General features: G+C 62.4%; 13 protein-coding genes. 8 read left to right on the forward strand and 5 right to left on the reverse strand.

Annotation, left to right across the window (positions count from 1 at the left end):
* Nucleotides 1-122: 122 nt before the first annotated feature.
* Nucleotides 123-365 carry a PH domain-containing protein gene (locus GA0071312_RS19680; RefSeq protein ID WP_131817780.1) on the forward strand — a complete coding sequence of 81 codons (243 nt, stop codon included), beginning with the start codon at nt 123-125 and terminating at the stop codon, nt 363-365.
* Nucleotides 366-404: 39 nt separating this feature from the next.
* On the opposite strand, the gene GA0071312_RS10955 is transcribed toward GA0071312_RS19680, so the two are convergent.
* Nucleotides 405-1,751 carry a dicarboxylate/amino acid:cation symporter gene (locus GA0071312_RS10955; RefSeq protein ID WP_074444994.1) on the reverse strand — a complete coding sequence of 449 codons (1,347 nt, stop codon included), beginning with the start codon at nt 1,749-1,751 and terminating at the stop codon, nt 405-407.
* A 203-nt stretch (nt 1,752-1,954) separates the two neighbouring features.
* Between GA0071312_RS10955 and GA0071312_RS10960 the strand changes: the two genes are divergently transcribed.
* Nucleotides 1,955-3,868, forward strand: coding sequence for an ABCB family ABC transporter ATP-binding protein/permease (locus GA0071312_RS10960; RefSeq protein ID WP_074444995.1), 1,914 nt, complete (start codon nt 1,955-1,957; stop codon nt 3,866-3,868).
* A 21-nt stretch (nt 3,869-3,889) separates the two neighbouring features.
* Here GA0071312_RS10960 and GA0071312_RS10965 read toward each other — a convergent pair whose 3' ends face one another.
* On the reverse strand, nt 3,890-4,306 hold the full coding sequence (locus GA0071312_RS10965) for a gamma-butyrobetaine hydroxylase family protein (RefSeq protein WP_074444996.1): 417 nt from the start codon (nt 4,304-4,306) through the stop codon (nt 3,890-3,892).
* A gap of 438 nt (nt 4,307-4,744) precedes the next feature.
* On the opposite strand from GA0071312_RS10965, the gene GA0071312_RS10970 reads away from it, so the two are divergent.
* The 4 genes from GA0071312_RS10970 (at nt 4,745) to GA0071312_RS10985 (ending at nt 9,636) form a co-directional block, all read left to right on the forward strand.
* On the forward strand, nt 4,745-5,239 hold the full coding sequence (locus GA0071312_RS10970) for a (2Fe-2S)-binding protein (RefSeq protein ID WP_074444997.1): 495 nt from the start codon (nt 4,745-4,747) through the stop codon (nt 5,237-5,239).
* 167 nt (nt 5,240-5,406) lie between these two features.
* A complete protein-coding gene (locus GA0071312_RS10975; RefSeq protein ID WP_074444998.1) occupies nt 5,407-7,770 on the forward strand; it encodes a xanthine dehydrogenase family protein molybdopterin-binding subunit in 2,364 nt (787 codons plus the stop codon).
* Between the two features lie 75 nt (nt 7,771-7,845).
* Nucleotides 7,846-8,649 carry an FAD binding domain-containing protein gene (locus GA0071312_RS10980; protein ID WP_074444999.1) on the forward strand — a complete coding sequence of 268 codons (804 nt, stop codon included), beginning with the start codon at nt 7,846-7,848 and terminating at the stop codon, nt 8,647-8,649.
* A gap of 78 nt (nt 8,650-8,727) precedes the next feature.
* Nucleotides 8,728-9,636 (forward strand): AAA family ATPase, encoded by a 909-nt coding sequence (locus GA0071312_RS10985; RefSeq protein ID WP_238947188.1) that lies wholly within the window; start codon nt 8,728-8,730, stop codon nt 9,634-9,636.
* 29 nt (nt 9,637-9,665) lie between these two features.
* On the opposite strand, the gene GA0071312_RS10990 is transcribed toward GA0071312_RS10985, so the two are convergent.
* Nucleotides 9,666-10,307 (reverse strand): MBL fold metallo-hydrolase, encoded by a 642-nt coding sequence (locus GA0071312_RS10990; RefSeq protein WP_074445001.1) that lies wholly within the window; start codon nt 10,305-10,307, stop codon nt 9,666-9,668.
* 193 nt (nt 10,308-10,500) lie between these two features.
* Between GA0071312_RS10990 and GA0071312_RS10995 the strand changes: the two genes are divergently transcribed.
* Nucleotides 10,501-10,893, forward strand: coding sequence for a hypothetical protein (locus GA0071312_RS10995; RefSeq protein ID WP_074446109.1), 393 nt, complete (start codon nt 10,501-10,503; stop codon nt 10,891-10,893).
* Nucleotides 10,894-11,426: 533 nt separating this feature from the next.
* Entirely contained in the window at nt 11,427-11,843 is a 417-nt protein-coding gene (locus GA0071312_RS11000; RefSeq protein ID WP_165604015.1) for a helix-turn-helix domain-containing protein, read from the forward strand.
* Nucleotides 11,844-12,248: 405 nt separating this feature from the next.
* On the opposite strand, the gene GA0071312_RS11005 is transcribed toward GA0071312_RS11000, so the two are convergent.
* Nucleotides 12,249-13,505: an O-antigen ligase family protein gene (locus GA0071312_RS11005; RefSeq protein ID WP_074445003.1), complete on the reverse strand. Its 1,257-nt coding sequence runs from the start codon at nt 13,503-13,505 to the stop codon at nt 12,249-12,251.
* Complete coding sequence (locus GA0071312_RS11010) at nt 13,502-15,043, reverse strand: undecaprenyl-phosphate glucose phosphotransferase (RefSeq protein ID WP_074445004.1); 1,542 nt, start codon at nt 15,041-15,043, stop codon at nt 13,502-13,504. The genes GA0071312_RS11005 and GA0071312_RS11010 overlap by 4 nt, the downstream gene beginning before the upstream one ends.
* Between the last annotated feature and the right edge of the window lie 27 nt (nt 15,044-15,070).

Here is a 15,070-nt window from a genome sequence, read left to right on the forward strand (position 1 = left end):
AATAAGCTCGACAAGTTCAAAGCGACTGCCCGAGATTTAAAACGGACGACGATGAGGCGTGCTTCAAGGAGTGGCTCATGAGAATAGTGGAGAAAAATATAAAAGAGTAAAAGGAAAGTGCCATGGCGAATAAAGCTGTTGGATCAATTGTGGCCACTGTAGTCGAAAGTGGCCTAAAAACCGTGTTGCACGTCAAAAAAGATGGTGGAACCGTGACGTTTACTAAACCGGATAACCCAGATTGGTCGCATCATTGCCACGCGTCAAATGAGGGAAGCCCCCAAGGCTGGGTTCGAGAGGTTGAAACTATCTCTGCTCCCACATTCAAAGACGCACAATTCTTTCCGGTTGACGTTGGTTTATAAATTATACAGTCATCTTCTTTCGTGTTCACGCGTTTGCATTCACGCAGCAGCAGCCGCCCCCACCGCCTCCGGCGCGTCGAGCGCGCCGCGCAGGGTGACGCAGGCGACGAGGTCGCCGGTGACGTTGACGGCGGTGCGCGACATGTCGAGCAGGCGGTCGACGCCCAGGATGATCACCATCCCCTCGACCGGGATCCCGAAGCCGGCCGCCACGCTGATCAGGATGGCGATGCTCACCCCCGGCGTTCCAGGCGCACCGATCGAGGAGGCGACGAGCGTGCCCGTGATCAGCGCGACCTGCGGCAGCGAGAGTTCGATCCCGGCCATCTGCGCGAGGAAGAGGATGGCGATGCTTTGATACAGCGCCGTGCCGGCCATGTTCATGGTCGCGCCGAGCGGCACGACGATATTGGCGATGGAGGAGGGTACGCCCATCATCCGTGCGGTGGTGATGGTCATCGGCATGATTGCCGAGGAGCTGGAGGTCGAGAAGGCCAGCAGCAGCGTCCCCGCGGCATCGCGCAGGAACGTGATCGGCGAGACGCGCGCGAGCAGCGTCACGATCAGCATGTAGAGCGCGAGGAGGATGGCGAGGCCGAGCAGCACGGTGCCGACATAGGCCGACATCCCGGCCACCGTGCCGAGCCCGATCCGCATGACGAGCTGGGCCATCAGGCCGAACACGGCGAAGGGTGCGAGGAACATGGCCCATTTCACGATCACCATGGCGATCGACAGCAGCGCGTCGAGCAGGCGCACGAAGGGCGCGATCTTGTCGCGATCGACCTGCAGGCAGGCCAGGCCGACGAGCACGGCGAGAACGACGACGGCCAGCATGTCGCCCTGTGTGATCGCCGCAGCCGGATTGGTCGGCAGGATGCCGGCAATGATATCGGGAGCGCGCGCACCGTCGAAGGGCGAGGCGGAAGGTTCGGGCAGGGCATCCGCATCGCTTGCCGCGACGGTCCCGAAAGCGCCGGCCATGCCGGTTCCCGGCTTGAGCCATTGCGCCAGCGCCACGCCGATCCAGGCGGCAGCAACGGTGGTGACGATGATGAATCCGGCCAAACGCGAGCCGACCGCCCGCAGATCCGCGCCCGAGCCGGCATTGGTCAACCCGCCCACGATCGAGGTGAAGATCAGCGGCACCAGCACCATCGCGATCAGGCCGAGGAAGATCTGCCCCGGCAGCGCCAGCCAGCGCCCGACGGCTTCCGATGTCTCGGGCGTCAGCCAGCCGATATCGGGTCCCAGCACGACTCCGGTCGCGAAGCCGAGCAGCATGCCCGTCAGCACCTGGGCCCAGAGACGCGTGCGAATCCAGGCACGAAGGCGGAAACGCTGGTGCTGGAGGTGAACGCGCGGCTGGCCGGTCATATCAGGCATCGGGAGAGACCTTTCTGGTTCTTTTCGCTGATGTCGCGATGCGATCGCGTCCGATCGTGATGCTCTAGCAATTCTGTGGCGGGCTGAGGATAGGGGCTGCTACGGGGCGATCCAGATTGGAATTTTTCCAGGATGGATGCTTTAGCGGGTGACATTACCGGGCGCGACCGCCATATCCCGGTCAGTTTCCTCCGGACGGCATCATGAACAGCACCCCACCAGAACCGGTCCAATCGCCAGCCCAGGCTTCGCTCTACGCCACCTTCTTCCGGCTCTGGCCCTATCTCTGGCCACATGGCCGCAAGGACCTCCAGCAGCGCGTCTTCATCGCTTTCGCGCTTCTGGTTCTGGCCAAGGTCACGACCATGGTGGTGCCCTTCACCTATAAATGGGCGACCGATGCGCTCGTTGCGATCACGGAAACCTCCGATACGACGTCCGTGGCGCCGGGGGATGCCCTGCACTGGCTCTGGGGCGCGCCGTTATTGCTGACGGCGCTCTATGGTCTGACGCGGATCGCGATGGCGCTGTTCACGCAGATCCGCGACGGGCTCTTTGCCAAGGTGGCGATGCACGCAGTACGCCGGATCGCCTCGCAACTCTTCGCGCATCTGCACAGCCTGTCGCTGAACTTCCACCTCGAGCGCAAGACCGGCGGGCTGACACGGGTGCTCGAGCGCGGGCGCAACGCCATTGAGGAACTCTCGCGGCTGATGATCCTGACGCTGATCCCGACGATCATCGAACTGATCCTCGTGCTCGGCATCCTCGCCTGGGAATTCGACTGGTCCTTCGCCCTCGTCGTCGCAGTCATGATCACCGCCTATCTGACCTATACCTACTATGCCACCAAATGGCGCATGGAGATCCGGCGGCGGATGAACGAGTCGGATACCGACGCCAATACCAAGGCGATCGATTCGCTTCTGAATTTCGAGACGGTGAAATATTTCGGCGCCGAATCCCGTGAGATCGAGCGCTATGACGCTTCAATGGCGCGCTATGAGCGCGCCTCGACGCAGACCTATACCTCGCTCGCCGTGCTGAATGGCGGGCAGGCGGTGATCTTCACCATCGGCATGGTCGCGGTGATGATCATGGCCGCCCGCGAAGTGATGGCGGGCGATGCCTCGATCGGCAGTTTCGTGCTGGTCAACGCCATGCTGATCCAGCTCTACATGCCGCTGAATTTCATGGGGATGGTCTATCGCCAGATCAAGCAGGCCGTCATCGATATCGACGACATGTTCGCCATCCTCGCCCGCAATCCCGAAATCCGCGATGCGCCGGATGCGCGCCCGCTCGTGATCGATCAGGCCGCAGTCGCGTTCGAGGATGTGCATTTCGCCTATCGCGCCGATCGTCCGATCCTGCGCGGCATCAGCTTCAGCGTGCCGGCTGGGAAGACGGTGGCTCTGGTCGGGCCGTCGGGCGCCGGCAAGTCGACGATCTCACGGCTGCTCTTCCGATTCTACGAGCCGCAATCCGGGCGCATCCGGATCGATGGCCAGGACATCGCGCAGACGCAGCAGAAATCCCTGCGGTCGGCGATCGGCATGGTGCCGCAGGATACGGTGCTGTTCAACGACACGATCGGCTACAATATCCGCTACGGACGCTGGGATGCGACCGAGGCGGAGATCCGCGAGGCGGCAAGGCTGGCGCAGATTGACAGCTTCATCGAGAGCCTGCCGGAGGGCTACGATACGCAGGTCGGCGAGCGCGGACTCAAGCTCTCGGGCGGCGAGAAGCAGCGCGTGGCGATCGCACGCACCATTCTCAAGAGTCCGCCCATCCTGATCCTCGACGAGGCGACCTCGGCCCTCGACAGCTTCACCGAGAAGGAAATCCAGGATGCGCTGGATCGGGTTTCACGCGACCGTACCACGCTGGTGATCGCCCATCGCCTCTCCACGGTGGTGGGGGCCGACGAGATCATCGTGCTCGACAAGGGCGAAATCGTCGAGCGCGGCACGCATATGGATCTGCTTGAATCAGGCGGCGTCTATGCTGCGATGTGGAACCGTCAGCGCGAGATCGATGAGGCCACGCGCACGCTGCTGCGTGCGCAGGAAGAGGAGAGTGCGGAGAGCTTCCGCACGCATGTCGGCGATTGAGGCAGCGGGCGGGATGGCGGATCAGGCCGGTTTGCCCTGCGCCTCCCGCGAGAGCCCTTTGGCGGCGAGCTCGTCGAGATAGGTCTGCCAGCGCGTCTCCCGGTTCTCGCCGAGATCGCGCAGATAATCCCAACCGTAGATGCCGGTGGAATGCATGTCGTCGAAGACGATCTTGGCGGCGTAGTTCCCCAGAGGCTCGATCTGCATGATCTGCACGTTGATCTTGCCCGGCACGGTCTTGCGCTGGGCCGGGCTGTGGCCCTGCACCTCCGCCGAAGGGCTCGCCACGCGCAGATATTCCGCCGGCAGCGGGAAGGCCGCGCCGTCGTCATAGGTCACGGTCAGCGTGCGGCGATCCTGCGAGACGCGCAGCTCGGTCGGCCAGGGGCGGGTCTTGCCGCGCGTCGTGCGGGTCTTGGGTGTTTCGCTTTCACTCATGTCGTGTGCCGTGTCCGTGCTTGTGGATGCGTTCGTCGATGCGGTTGGATTGGCCCGCCCGCCGAGTCGTTTGAGCCAGGATAGCGCCATTGCGCCACGCTCCTCCAGTTTCGTGCTGCGTCTCGAGCGAAGATGGTTCCAAACCGCCACGCTGCCAATGGGGTGCGGCTCTGCCTGCGGCAAACCCCGTTCATGGGTGAATTACGCTGCTGATCCGACCCTCACGGCACAGAAAGCGCAGTTTTGCGCGCGTGCGACGCAAAAACGCGCCTTTCGTCGTATCATGAGATGCTTGACCGCCGATTTCTAGCGGTTCACACTCTGTTTTGACGATTTTCAAACTGGACGGGTCCGATGGCTCGACCGATCGTCCAAAAATGTCGAAGTCACGCCGCCGGCACTCGGTCGGCCCGGCGTTCCAGGAGGAGGAAGAAGCATATGGCCAGCGTCACGATGACGGTGAACGGGAAATCCGTGACCGCCGATGTCGATCCGCGCACGCTGCTCGCACAATTCGTTCGCGAGCATCTGCGCCTCACAGGCACCCATGTCGGTTGCGATACCAGCCAGTGCGGCGCCTGCGTCGTGCATGTCGACGGCAAGGCCGTGAAAGCCTGCACCATGCTCGCTGTCCAGGCGGATGGCTGTGAGGTCGTCACGATCGAAGGACTCGCAAACGGCGCCGAGCTGCATCCGATGCAGGCCGCCTTCCGCGAACATCACGGGCTGCAATGCGGCTATTGCACGCCGGGCATGATCATGACCGCCGTCGATATGGTGAACCGGCTCGGTTCCGATCTCGACGAGGCGACGATCCGTCACGAGCTCGAAGGCAATATCTGCCGCTGCACCGGCTATCACAACATCGTACGCGCGGTGGAGACCGGTGCGAAGGCGATGACCGAGGGCGGTGCGCGTCAGGCTGCCGAGTGATCGGGCGAAACGATGCCGGTTTCACCAGCCGGGCGCTGCGGGTCATCCCGCCGCCGAAAGTCCTTGTCGATCTTTACCTTGCCGCGCCGAAACTGCGCGGGATCGCTCTCATTTGATCATTTTTCGCCAAGCGCTCGTCCAAGAAGCGCTTCGAGGAGGAACACGTCATGACCGGTACCGGAATCGGCGCCCCCGTGCGTCGCAAGGAAGACCAGCGTTTCATCACCGGCAAGGGCCGCTATACCGACGATCTCACCCGTCCGGGTCAGGCGCATGCCTATTTCGTCCGCTCGCCGCATGCCCATGCCGAAATCGCCAGGATCGACAAGGCCGCAGCCGAGGCCATGCCCGGCGTGCTCGCCGTTCTCACCGGCGATGATCTCGCCGCCGACAATATCGGCGGGCTGATCTGCGGCTGGATGATCCATTCCAAGGACGGCTCGCCGATGAAGGCCGGCGCGCATCCCGCGCTGGCCCAGGGTAAGGTGCGCTATGTCGGTGATCACGTCGCGGTTGTTGTCGCCGAGACGCTGGCCCAGGCCCGCGATGCCGCCGAGGCGGTCGAGGTGGATTACAAACTCCTGCCCGCGATTGCGGATACGGCGAAGGCGCGGGAATCGAAGGTCGTCGTTCACGATGTCGCGCCCGACAACACCGTCTATGAGTGGCATCTGGGCGACAAGGATGCGACGGAAGCCGCCTTCAGGAAGGCCAAGCACGTCACCACCCTCGACATCACCAACAACCGCCTGATCCCCAACCCGATCGAGACCCGCGCGGCGATCGGCGAATACGACATGGGGTCGGACAATTACACGCTCTACACCACCAGCCAGAACCCGCATGTGGCGCGGCTCGTGCTCTCGGCCTTCATCGGCATCGCGCCGGAGAACAAGCTGCGGGTAATCGCGCCTGATGTGGGCGGCGGCTTCGGCTCGAAGATCTTTATTTATGCCGAGGAAACCGTCTGCGTCTGGGCATCCAAGAAGGTCGGGCGTCCGGTCAAGTGGACCTCCGACCGCACCGAGGCGTTCCTTTCCGACGCCCATGGCCGCGATCACGTCACCCGCGCGCAGCTCGCACTCGACGATAACGGCAAGATTCTCGCCCTGCGCGCCCATACCATCGCCAATCTCGGCGCCTATCTCTCCACCTTCTCCTCATCGGTGCCGACCTACCTCTACGCGCCGCTGCTCTCGGGGCAGTACGATATCCCGGCGATCTACGCGGAGGTGGACGGCGTCTATACCAACACCGCGCCTGTCGATGCCTATCGCGGGGCAGGGCGACCGGAGGCAACCTTCGTGGTCGAGCGGCTGGTGGAAGTGGCCGCGCGCGAGCTCGGCATGGATCCGGCCAAGTTCCGCAAGAAGAACTATATCAAGCGCTTCCCGCACCAGACGCCGGTGATCATGAATTACGATGTCGGCGATTACGGCGCCTCGCTGGAAAAAGCGCTGGAGATGGCTGATTACAAGGGCTTCAACAAGCGCAAGCGCGAGAGCGCCAAGAAGGGCAAGCTGCGCGGAATCGGTTTTTCGAGCTATATCGAGGCCTGCGGCATCGCGCCCTCGCAGGCGGTCGGCTCGCTCGGCGCCGGTGTCGGCCTGTGGGAATCGGCGGAAGTGCGCGTCAATCCGACCGGTTCCGTCGAGGTCCTGACCGGCTCTCACAGCCATGGCCAGGGCCACGAGACCACTTTCGCCCAGCTGGTCTCCGAGCGTCTTGGCGTCGATATCAACAATGTGAACATCGTCCACGGCGATACCGACAAGGTCCAGTTCGGCATGGGCACCTACGGCTCGCGCTCCGGCGCGGTCGGCATGTCGGCGATCACCCGCGCCATCGACAAGGTGATCGAGAAGGGCAAGAAGGTCGCGGCCTATGCGATGGAGGCATCCGACAAGGATATCGAATTTGCCGACGGCAAGTTCTCCGTCGCGGGCACCGACAAGTCGATGGCGTTCGGCGAGATCGCGCTCCAGGCCTATATCGCCCACAAATTCTCCGGCCAGGATCTCGAACCCGGCCTGAAGGAGGGCGCCTTCTACGATCCGACGAACTTCACCTTCCCCGCAGGCGTGCATATCTGCGAGGTCGAGATCGATCCCGATACCGGCGTGACCACGATCGAACGCTTCACGGCGGTGGATGATTTCGGGGTGGTGATCAATCCGATGATCGTCGAGGGCCAGGTCCATGGCGGCATCGCCCAGGGCGTCGGCCAGGCGCTGCTGGAAAACGCGGTCTATGACGAATCCGGCCAGCTCGTCACGGCGAGCTACATGGATTACGCCATGCCCCGCGCCGATGATCTGCCGTCCTTCGATGTCGGCATGACGGTGACCCCGTGCCCGTCCAACCCGCTCGGCATCAAGGGCTGCGGCGAGGCGGGTGCGATTGCCGCGCCGCCGGCCGTGATCAACGCCATCACCAATGCGGTGGGCCATGAGGACGTGCCCATGCCGGCCACGCCGCGCGCGGTCTGGCATGCCATCCACAAGGCCAGGGCGCCGATGGCGGCGGAGTGAGCCGTTCGAACGATAGCTTCCGCGCGGGCGACCAGCTGCCCGTGCGCTTCATCAGGAATTCGGAGAACCGAACCCATGCACGCTTTCGAATATCATCGCCCGAGCAATGTCCGCCAGGCGGCGGCGCTCCTGCAGAAGAATGAGGATGCCAAGATCGTCGCCGGCGGTCACACGCTCCTGCCTACCATGAAACAGCGCCTCGCGGCGCCCTCCGCGCTCGTCGATCTCGGCGCCATGGGCGAATTGCGCGGCATCGAGAAGAAGGGTCGCGCTGTTGTGATCGGCGCCATGTCGACCCATGCCGAGGTCGCGACCTCGGCTGTCGTCGCCGAGGCGATTCCTGGCCTTGCCAAACTCGCGGAAGGGATCGGCGATCCGGCGGTGCGCCATCGCGGCACGATCGGCGGTTCGATCGCCAATAACGACCCCGCCGCCGATTATCCCGCCGCCTGTATCGGGCTCGGCGCGACGATCATCACCAACAAGCGCAAGATTCCGGCGGAGGAATTCTTCACGGGCATGTTCGACACTGCGCTGGACGAAGGCGAGATCATCACCAAGGTCTCCTTTCCGATCCCCGCCAAGGCGGCCTATGCCAAGTTCCGCAACCCAGCCTCGCGCTATGCGCTGGCCGGCGTCTTCGTCTCCAAGCGCGGCTCGGATATTCGCGTCGCCGTGACCGGGGCGGGCTCAGACGGCGTGTTCCGCTGGAGCGAGGCGGAGGAGGCCCTCGCCAAGCGCTTCGCGCCCAAATCCCTCGACGGGATGAGCGCATCTGCCAGCGACATGAATACGGATATTCATGCCGATGCGGAATACCGCGCGCATCTCGTCGGCGTGATGGCGCGCCGCGCGGTTGCGGCTGCGACCGGGCGCTGAGCGCGTCGAATGATCTGAATCCCGGATCGGGCGTCCGCCCGGTCCGGGGCGTTGTCTCATGCAGATGGAATGAAGCGCGTGTCCGATATTCCCGCCAGCATCGACGATACCCGGAAGCTTCTGCAAGATGCGGGCTACGTTTCCGATCGCCCGCTCGCCACGGTGCTGTTTCTTGCGCTGCGCCTCAACCGTCCGCTCTTCCTCGAGGGCGAGGCCGGTGTCGGCAAGACCGAGATCGCCAAGGTGCTCTCGCAGGCGCTGGGGCGTTCGCTGATTCGGCTGCAATGCTATGAGGGGCTCGATGTCTCATCTGCGGTCTACGAATGGAACTATGCCGGCCAGATGATGGAGATCCGCCTCGCCGAGGCGACCGGCGAGGCCGATCGCGAGCGGCTGGAGGGGGACATCTTCTCCGAGCGCCATCTGATCAAGCGCGCGCTCTTGCAGGCGCTGGAGCCCGACACCGCCGGGCCGCCCGTCCTGCTGATCGACGAACTCGACCGCACGGACGAGGCCTTCGAGGCGTTCCTGCTCGAAATCCTCTCCGATTTCCAGGTCACGATCCCGGAATACGGCACCGTGCGCGCCGCGCATCCGCCGATCGTGATCATCACATCGAACCGCACCCGCGAGATCCACGACGCGCTCAAGCGCCGCTGCCTGTATCACTGGGTGGATTATCCCGATGCGGCGCGCGAACTCGCGATCCTGCGCGCGAAGGTGCCGCAGGCGCCGGCGAAACTGTCGAAGGACATCGTCGCTTTCGTTCAGGCCATCCGCAAGGAGGACCTGTTCAAGTCCCCCGGCGTCGCCGAGAGCCTCGACTGGGCCTCCGCGCTGGTCGAACTCGACGCCGTGGCGCTCGATCCGCATCTCGTCTCTGATACGCTGGGCGTGCTCTTGAAATATCAGGACGACATCCAGAAGCTTCAGGGCTCTAAGGCGCAGGAAATGCTCGATCAGGTCAAGGCGCAGGCGAAGGGCTGAGCGGCGCCGGATGCTTGCACGGCCGCGCCTCAATCCTGGAGGAAGGGATTGCTGGCGCGCTCATCGCCGATATTGCTGGTCGGCCCGTGACCGCAGATGAAGCCGACATCGTCGCCGAGGACGAGGAGTTTCGTGCGAATCGAATTGATCAGCGTGTCCATATCGCCTCCCGGCAGGTCGGCGCGCCCGACGGAGCCGCGGAAGAGCACATCGCCCACGAGCGCGAATCGCTGGTCTTTCTGGAAGAAGACGAGGCTGCCGGGGGAGTGGCCCGGGCAATGCAGGATCTCGAACGGAATGCCGGCAATGTCGAAATCATCGCCTTCGTCCAGCCAGCGATCCGGGGTGAAGCTCTCGACGGTGCCGAGGCCGTATTGCTCGGCGATGGCGGGGAGATTGGCGATCAGCGGCTCATCGGCGCGATGGGGCCCCTCCACGGGGACATCAAGCAACGCGCGCAGTTCGGCGACGCCGCCGATATGATCGAAATGGCCGTGAGTGAGCACGATCTTCTCGATGGTCAGGCCGAGTTCTTCGATGCCGGAGCGGATGCGTCCGACATCCCCGCCCGGATCGATGACGGCGCCGGTCTTCGTCTCGTCATCCCAGATCAGCGTGCAATTCTGCTCCAGAGGCGTGACGGGGATGATCGCGGCTTTCAGACTCGGCATGAGCTTCTCCCTGGGATATCGGCCGGATGGCGCGGGACGCGAAGGTGCCTGTCCGGGCGCGCCGGATCAAGCGCGAAATCCCGGCGTTCTGCGCGCCGCCGATTGCTCGAGATCAAGGCGTCGCCATCAGGTGCGTGGTGAAACCGTATCGACGATTGCGGCAGAGGCCGCGACCTTGAGGAGGAACACGTTCATGTCCATCCCCCATCATTTCAAGCGCATCACCCTGCATCTCGCGCGCACGAAGGAGCATCCGACCGGTTCGCATCTGCATGGATACGACATCGTCGCACCGCTCGATGCGGACGGGCATATCGATATCGCCGAATGGCGCAAGCACAAGGAACTGTGCCGCGTGCATCGGTTCTGGGGGAACGAGGAGGATGTCGGCTTCCTGCGCCATCGTCCCGGCGGCACCGGTGGTGCAACCTGGGTGATCGATTACGATGAAAATCGCGATGATGACGACGAGCCGGCCTATCGGCTCGGCGATCACGTCATGCAGGTCGGCGAATATCTCTCCATCCGGGATGATGAAGGCGACATGCAGACGTTCCAGATTGTCGCTGTCGAGAATGCCGGGTGAGGCAAGGGCTTTTCCTGCCTCTTTTACAACCAGATGTGAAACAATGACGAAGGCGCGTCCGCAGTTCGGGCGCGCCTTTCAATTTTTGGAACGGAGCAAAAACAATTTAACGTATAAGTTGTAATTGAAAAAAATACATTAATAAAGAGAACAATTCTAAGTCGAGCTCTCCGCATCAGGTTGTGCTACCTATAGTAATAATATGAAAAAAAATGTATCTGACAGTTGAAATTCAAAAGCTGGGCGGGCAAAGTGTTGACGATGCACCTCAAGCGCGTCGCGGGAAATGCGCGTAAAAAGTTGTCGTAGCTGCATATTTCCCGTTGGTTGCATTATTGATTGTTGCCAACACAGGCGCTAAGACAATCAGAAGGGGAGTTCCGGGGCTTTGAAATGTTCGCGTTTCATTTTGGTTCGGGGTTCCGTTTATGCCAGCTGCTGCGCGTATGGGTTGTCGGAATACGCCTGCAACCTGGTTGTATCTGTGTCGGTTGCCGAGTCGGCGGTATCTGATCGGGAGAACGGAAGCAATGTTGAGCAACAAGAAGTCGCCGAATGAAATCGATTTCGAAATCGGACGGCGCATCAAGCTCCGGCGGAATGCGCTGGGGTTGAACCAGCAGCAGCTGGCCAGGGAAATCGATGTATCCTACCAGCAGGTCCAGAAGTATGAGAACGGAACCGACCGTGTCGGGGCGGCCAGACTGTTCCAGATTTCGCAGGCCCTCGATGTGCCGATCGGCTTCTTTTATGGCAGTCTGATTGACGGGGGCTTCGGGACGGGTGAGGTCGTGTCGCTTGAGGATCACCAGATTCAGCGCGCCTTGGCAGATCCAGACGGGCGGCAGCTTCTGCTCATCTTCGCGAATTTGAAGGTGCCGAGCCTGCGTACCAGTCTGCTGGATATCGCGAAGTCGCTCGCCGACACCGACAAATACAAGAAGGGCTGACGGCGAGAAGCGGCAGGTCGGCCTGTCCCTGTCTTGCAACATGTTGCACGCGTGATCGCGACGATGTACCTTTTGATTGCGCCTGTGGGGGCGTTACATCGAGAGCACCTTCAACCCGCCTTGCCGGCTTCGTCCGGTTCGGCGGGTTTTTTCTTTCGATGGGCGATTGAAATTAAATCAATTGAATCAAAGGGTTGGTATTTCACGTCAAGCTTGTATCGCACATTTGCGGGCCCGCTGAAGTGGCTTCTGTCGCGGATCAAGGATTCGGTCGGCTTTTCGCAAGGCGAATCACCTGCCTCTCAAAGGTTGTGTTTTCCGCTTTTCAGTGATTTCAGTGCGCGAAATTGGTCGACCGTTCAACCGTATGCCGATCACGAAATCGTGATCCTTCGATCCGGGTGGTCATCCGCCCCGGCTTTCCCCGACTGCGCGACCCGCCTGATATCCGCCACGCCGGACGTTGCGGTCGAACAACCCCCAGGTCAGCCCGAGCAGCAGATAGAAGTGCCGCCAGTGGTCTGTATCGATGGCCAAGCCCTGGAGCATCTGGACGAAGAGAACCGACCAGACGGCGATGGCGAAGGCCTGCATGTCCGAGGGTGTTGCGATCAGGCGCCAGCCGACGACGAGCGTGGCGCCGATCAGGCAGAGATAGGACAGTCCGCCCAGCCAGCCATAGGCGGAAAAGGCGTTCAGATAGACGTTGTGCGGGTCCTCGAACCAGACCTCTCGGAACTGCATCGGTCCATAGCCGTTCGGTCGGTCGAGCAGTTCGGGGATGGCGCGGAAAATGCGTCCAAATCGCCCGGTGGCGCCGACGTCATAGTGCTGGACGAGAGCGGCGCGCACCTCGAACATGCTGCGCAGTTCCTCGATGGACAATGCAATGGCGAGGGCCACGATTGCGCCGATGATTCCGGTGACGGCGAGCACGGTGATGCGCAGACGCTGCCGTGGCCCGGCCACGAATAGGAAGGTCAGCATCGTCATCAGCGCCATGGACAGGATCATGTTTCCCCAGGCGCCGCGCGAGAAGGACAGGAACACGCCGCCAAAGAGGATGATCCCGAGCGGCACGACATGGCGCAGCCGTAATCTGCCTGTGATCAGAATGGCTTGTGCCAGCAGGACGAGTGGCAGGATCACGTAGGTGCCCAGCACGTTCGGATCCTTGAATGTGCCCGCCGCGCGATCATGCAGGGTGAAGATCGCACCGAGCCCGGCCACATTGAAATAGCCGAGAATTCCCGCCACCGACGCGATCGTCGCGCCGCTGACGAGCCCCCAGGTCAGCGCGTGCATCCGCCAGCGCGCATCGTCCTGCAAGAGTGCGGCGAAGAAGATGGCCGTCACGGCCAGGTAGAACGACACCCCGATGAAGCGCACCGCATCCCCGTCATCAAGGAAGGGGATCAGCGAGAACAGCCCGCCGATATTGTACAGCATCAGCAGAACTGCCATCACCACCGCCCCCGCTCCGAGGCGCATGCCCCCCAGCATGAAGACGAACAGCGCGAGGAAGAAGGCGAATTCGTAAGGGGAGGGCTCGATCAGCACCACGCCGCCGCCACACATGAAGATGAACAGCGTCCACCATTGTGTGCCGCGCGAAAAACCGGTCGCAGCCGGGACCGACGGACTGGTGCTCAGCGTGTTCAATAGGCATTCTCCGTCTTCAGCAGGGCGAAGGGGGTCATCGCCAGGATCTGCAGATCGAACAGCACCGACCAGTTCTCGATGTAATACAGGTCGTGCTCGACGCGGCGCTGGATCTTCTCCTGCGTATCGGTCTCACCGCGCCAGCCGTTGATCTGCGCCCAACCGGTAATGCCGGGCTTGACCTTGTGGCGGGCGAAGTAGCCGTCGACGACCTGGTCATAGAGCTCGTTGGCGGCCTTTGCCTGGAGGGCGTGCGGACGCGGGCCGACGAGCGAGAGATTGCCCTTGAAGACGACGTTGAAGAGCTGCGGCAATTCATCGAGGGAGGTCTTTCGGATGATCCGCCCCACCCGGGTGACGCGCGGATCGTCCTTCGTCACCAGTTTGGCCGCGCCCGCGTCACCCTGATCGACATACATCGAGCGGAACTTGAAGACCTCGATCAGTTCGTTGTTGAATCCGTAGCGCTTCTGGCGAAACAGCACCGGCCCGCGCGAATCGAGCTTCACCGCCAGGGCGACAGCCGCCATGGCCGGAGCGAGCAACATCATGATGGACAGGCCGACGAGCTTGTCGAAAAGCCATTTGACTACGAGATCCCAATCCGCGATCGGGCGGTCGAAGACATCGAGAACCGGCACGTTGCCGATATAGGAATAGGCGCGCGGACGCAGGCGCAGCTTGCTCGCATGGGCGGCCAGCCGGATATCGATCGGCAATACCCAGAGCTTGGAGAGCATCTGCAGGATCCGCCCCTCGGCGGCAATCGGGACGGTGAAGATCACGAGGTCGAGCTGCGTGTTGCGCGCGTAATCGACGAGATCGGTCACGGTCCCGAGGGTGGGGTAGCCTGCCACGAGATCGGGCGTGCGCTCGTCATTGCGGTCATCGAAAACGCCGACGATGCGCACGCCGTTGTCGCCCTGCGCATCGAGCGCGCGGATCATCTCGACCGCGGCCGGGCCGGCTCCAACGATGGCGGTCCGCCGGTCGAAACGCCCCGCCCGGGTCATGCGCCCGACGAGTCCGGCAAGGGCCAGCCGCTCCGCCGTCAGTGCGGCGGCGCCGGTGAAGAACCAGCCGACGAGCCAGACGCGGGAATACTCGTCACCCACCTTGAGAAGAAAGATCGCGGTGAAGCCGATGAGGAAGACGACGGTCCAGGTGGTCAGAAGGCGTAGCCCGTTACGAAAGAAGGTGCGAAACGCCTGGATCGAATAGACATGCACCATTTCGAATGCAATGAGCGCAGCGAGGGAAAGCCCCGCGATCATGGCCAGCGTGAAGCTGTTGAAGGTATTGCCGAGATAGGCGAGGTGCAGCCCGATACCGAGCCCGGCCACGATGAGCAGTTCGACGAGGCGGACCGTGCCGGTGAGAACCTTGGCCGAGAAGGCGCCCGACAAGGGCAGCCCAGCGGTGGCCTCGGCCGGCGGACGTTTCGCGCGATGATTGCGCTCGCCCCTTTGCTGTTTCGCCGTGCCGTCCATGCTGGCGGATGCGGCTGCCTGCATAAGATCGCGGATATCGATACTCATATGACGCGCCTGTGATTTCCGATGATT

Source organism: Saliniramus fredricksonii (assembly GCF_900094735.1).
Classification (GTDB): Bacteria; Pseudomonadota; Alphaproteobacteria; order Rhizobiales; family Beijerinckiaceae; genus Saliniramus; species Saliniramus fredricksonii.

What these genes read in the sequence shown, in the direction of transcription:
- GA0071312_RS10990 (WP_074445001.1), bottom strand. Translation starts at nt 10,307, where the DNA reads ATGCCGAGTCTGAAAGCCGCGATCATCCCCGTCACGCCTCTGGAGCAG.
- GA0071312_RS10995 (WP_074446109.1), top strand. Translation starts at nt 10,501, where the DNA reads ATGTCCATCCCCCATCATTTCAAGCGCATCACCCTGCATCTCGCGCGC.
- GA0071312_RS10970 (WP_074444997.1), top strand. Translation starts at nt 4,745, where the DNA reads ATGGCCAGCGTCACGATGACGGTGAACGGGAAATCCGTGACCGCCGAT.
- GA0071312_RS10980 (WP_074444999.1), top strand. Translation starts at nt 7,846, where the DNA reads ATGCACGCTTTCGAATATCATCGCCCGAGCAATGTCCGCCAGGCGGCG.
- GA0071312_RS10965 (WP_074444996.1), bottom strand. Translation starts at nt 4,306, where the DNA reads ATGAGTGAAAGCGAAACACCCAAGACCCGCACGACGCGCGGCAAGACC.
- GA0071312_RS10955 (WP_074444994.1), bottom strand. Translation starts at nt 1,751, where the DNA reads ATGCCTGATATGACCGGCCAGCCGCGCGTTCACCTCCAGCACCAGCGT.
- GA0071312_RS19680 (WP_131817780.1), top strand. Translation starts at nt 123, where the DNA reads ATGGCGAATAAAGCTGTTGGATCAATTGTGGCCACTGTAGTCGAAAGT.
- GA0071312_RS10975 (WP_074444998.1), top strand. Translation starts at nt 5,407, where the DNA reads ATGACCGGTACCGGAATCGGCGCCCCCGTGCGTCGCAAGGAAGACCAG.
- GA0071312_RS11010 (WP_074445004.1), bottom strand. Translation starts at nt 15,043, where the DNA reads ATGAGTATCGATATCCGCGATCTTATGCAGGCAGCCGCATCCGCCAGC.
- GA0071312_RS10960 (WP_074444995.1), top strand. Translation starts at nt 1,955, where the DNA reads ATGAACAGCACCCCACCAGAACCGGTCCAATCGCCAGCCCAGGCTTCG.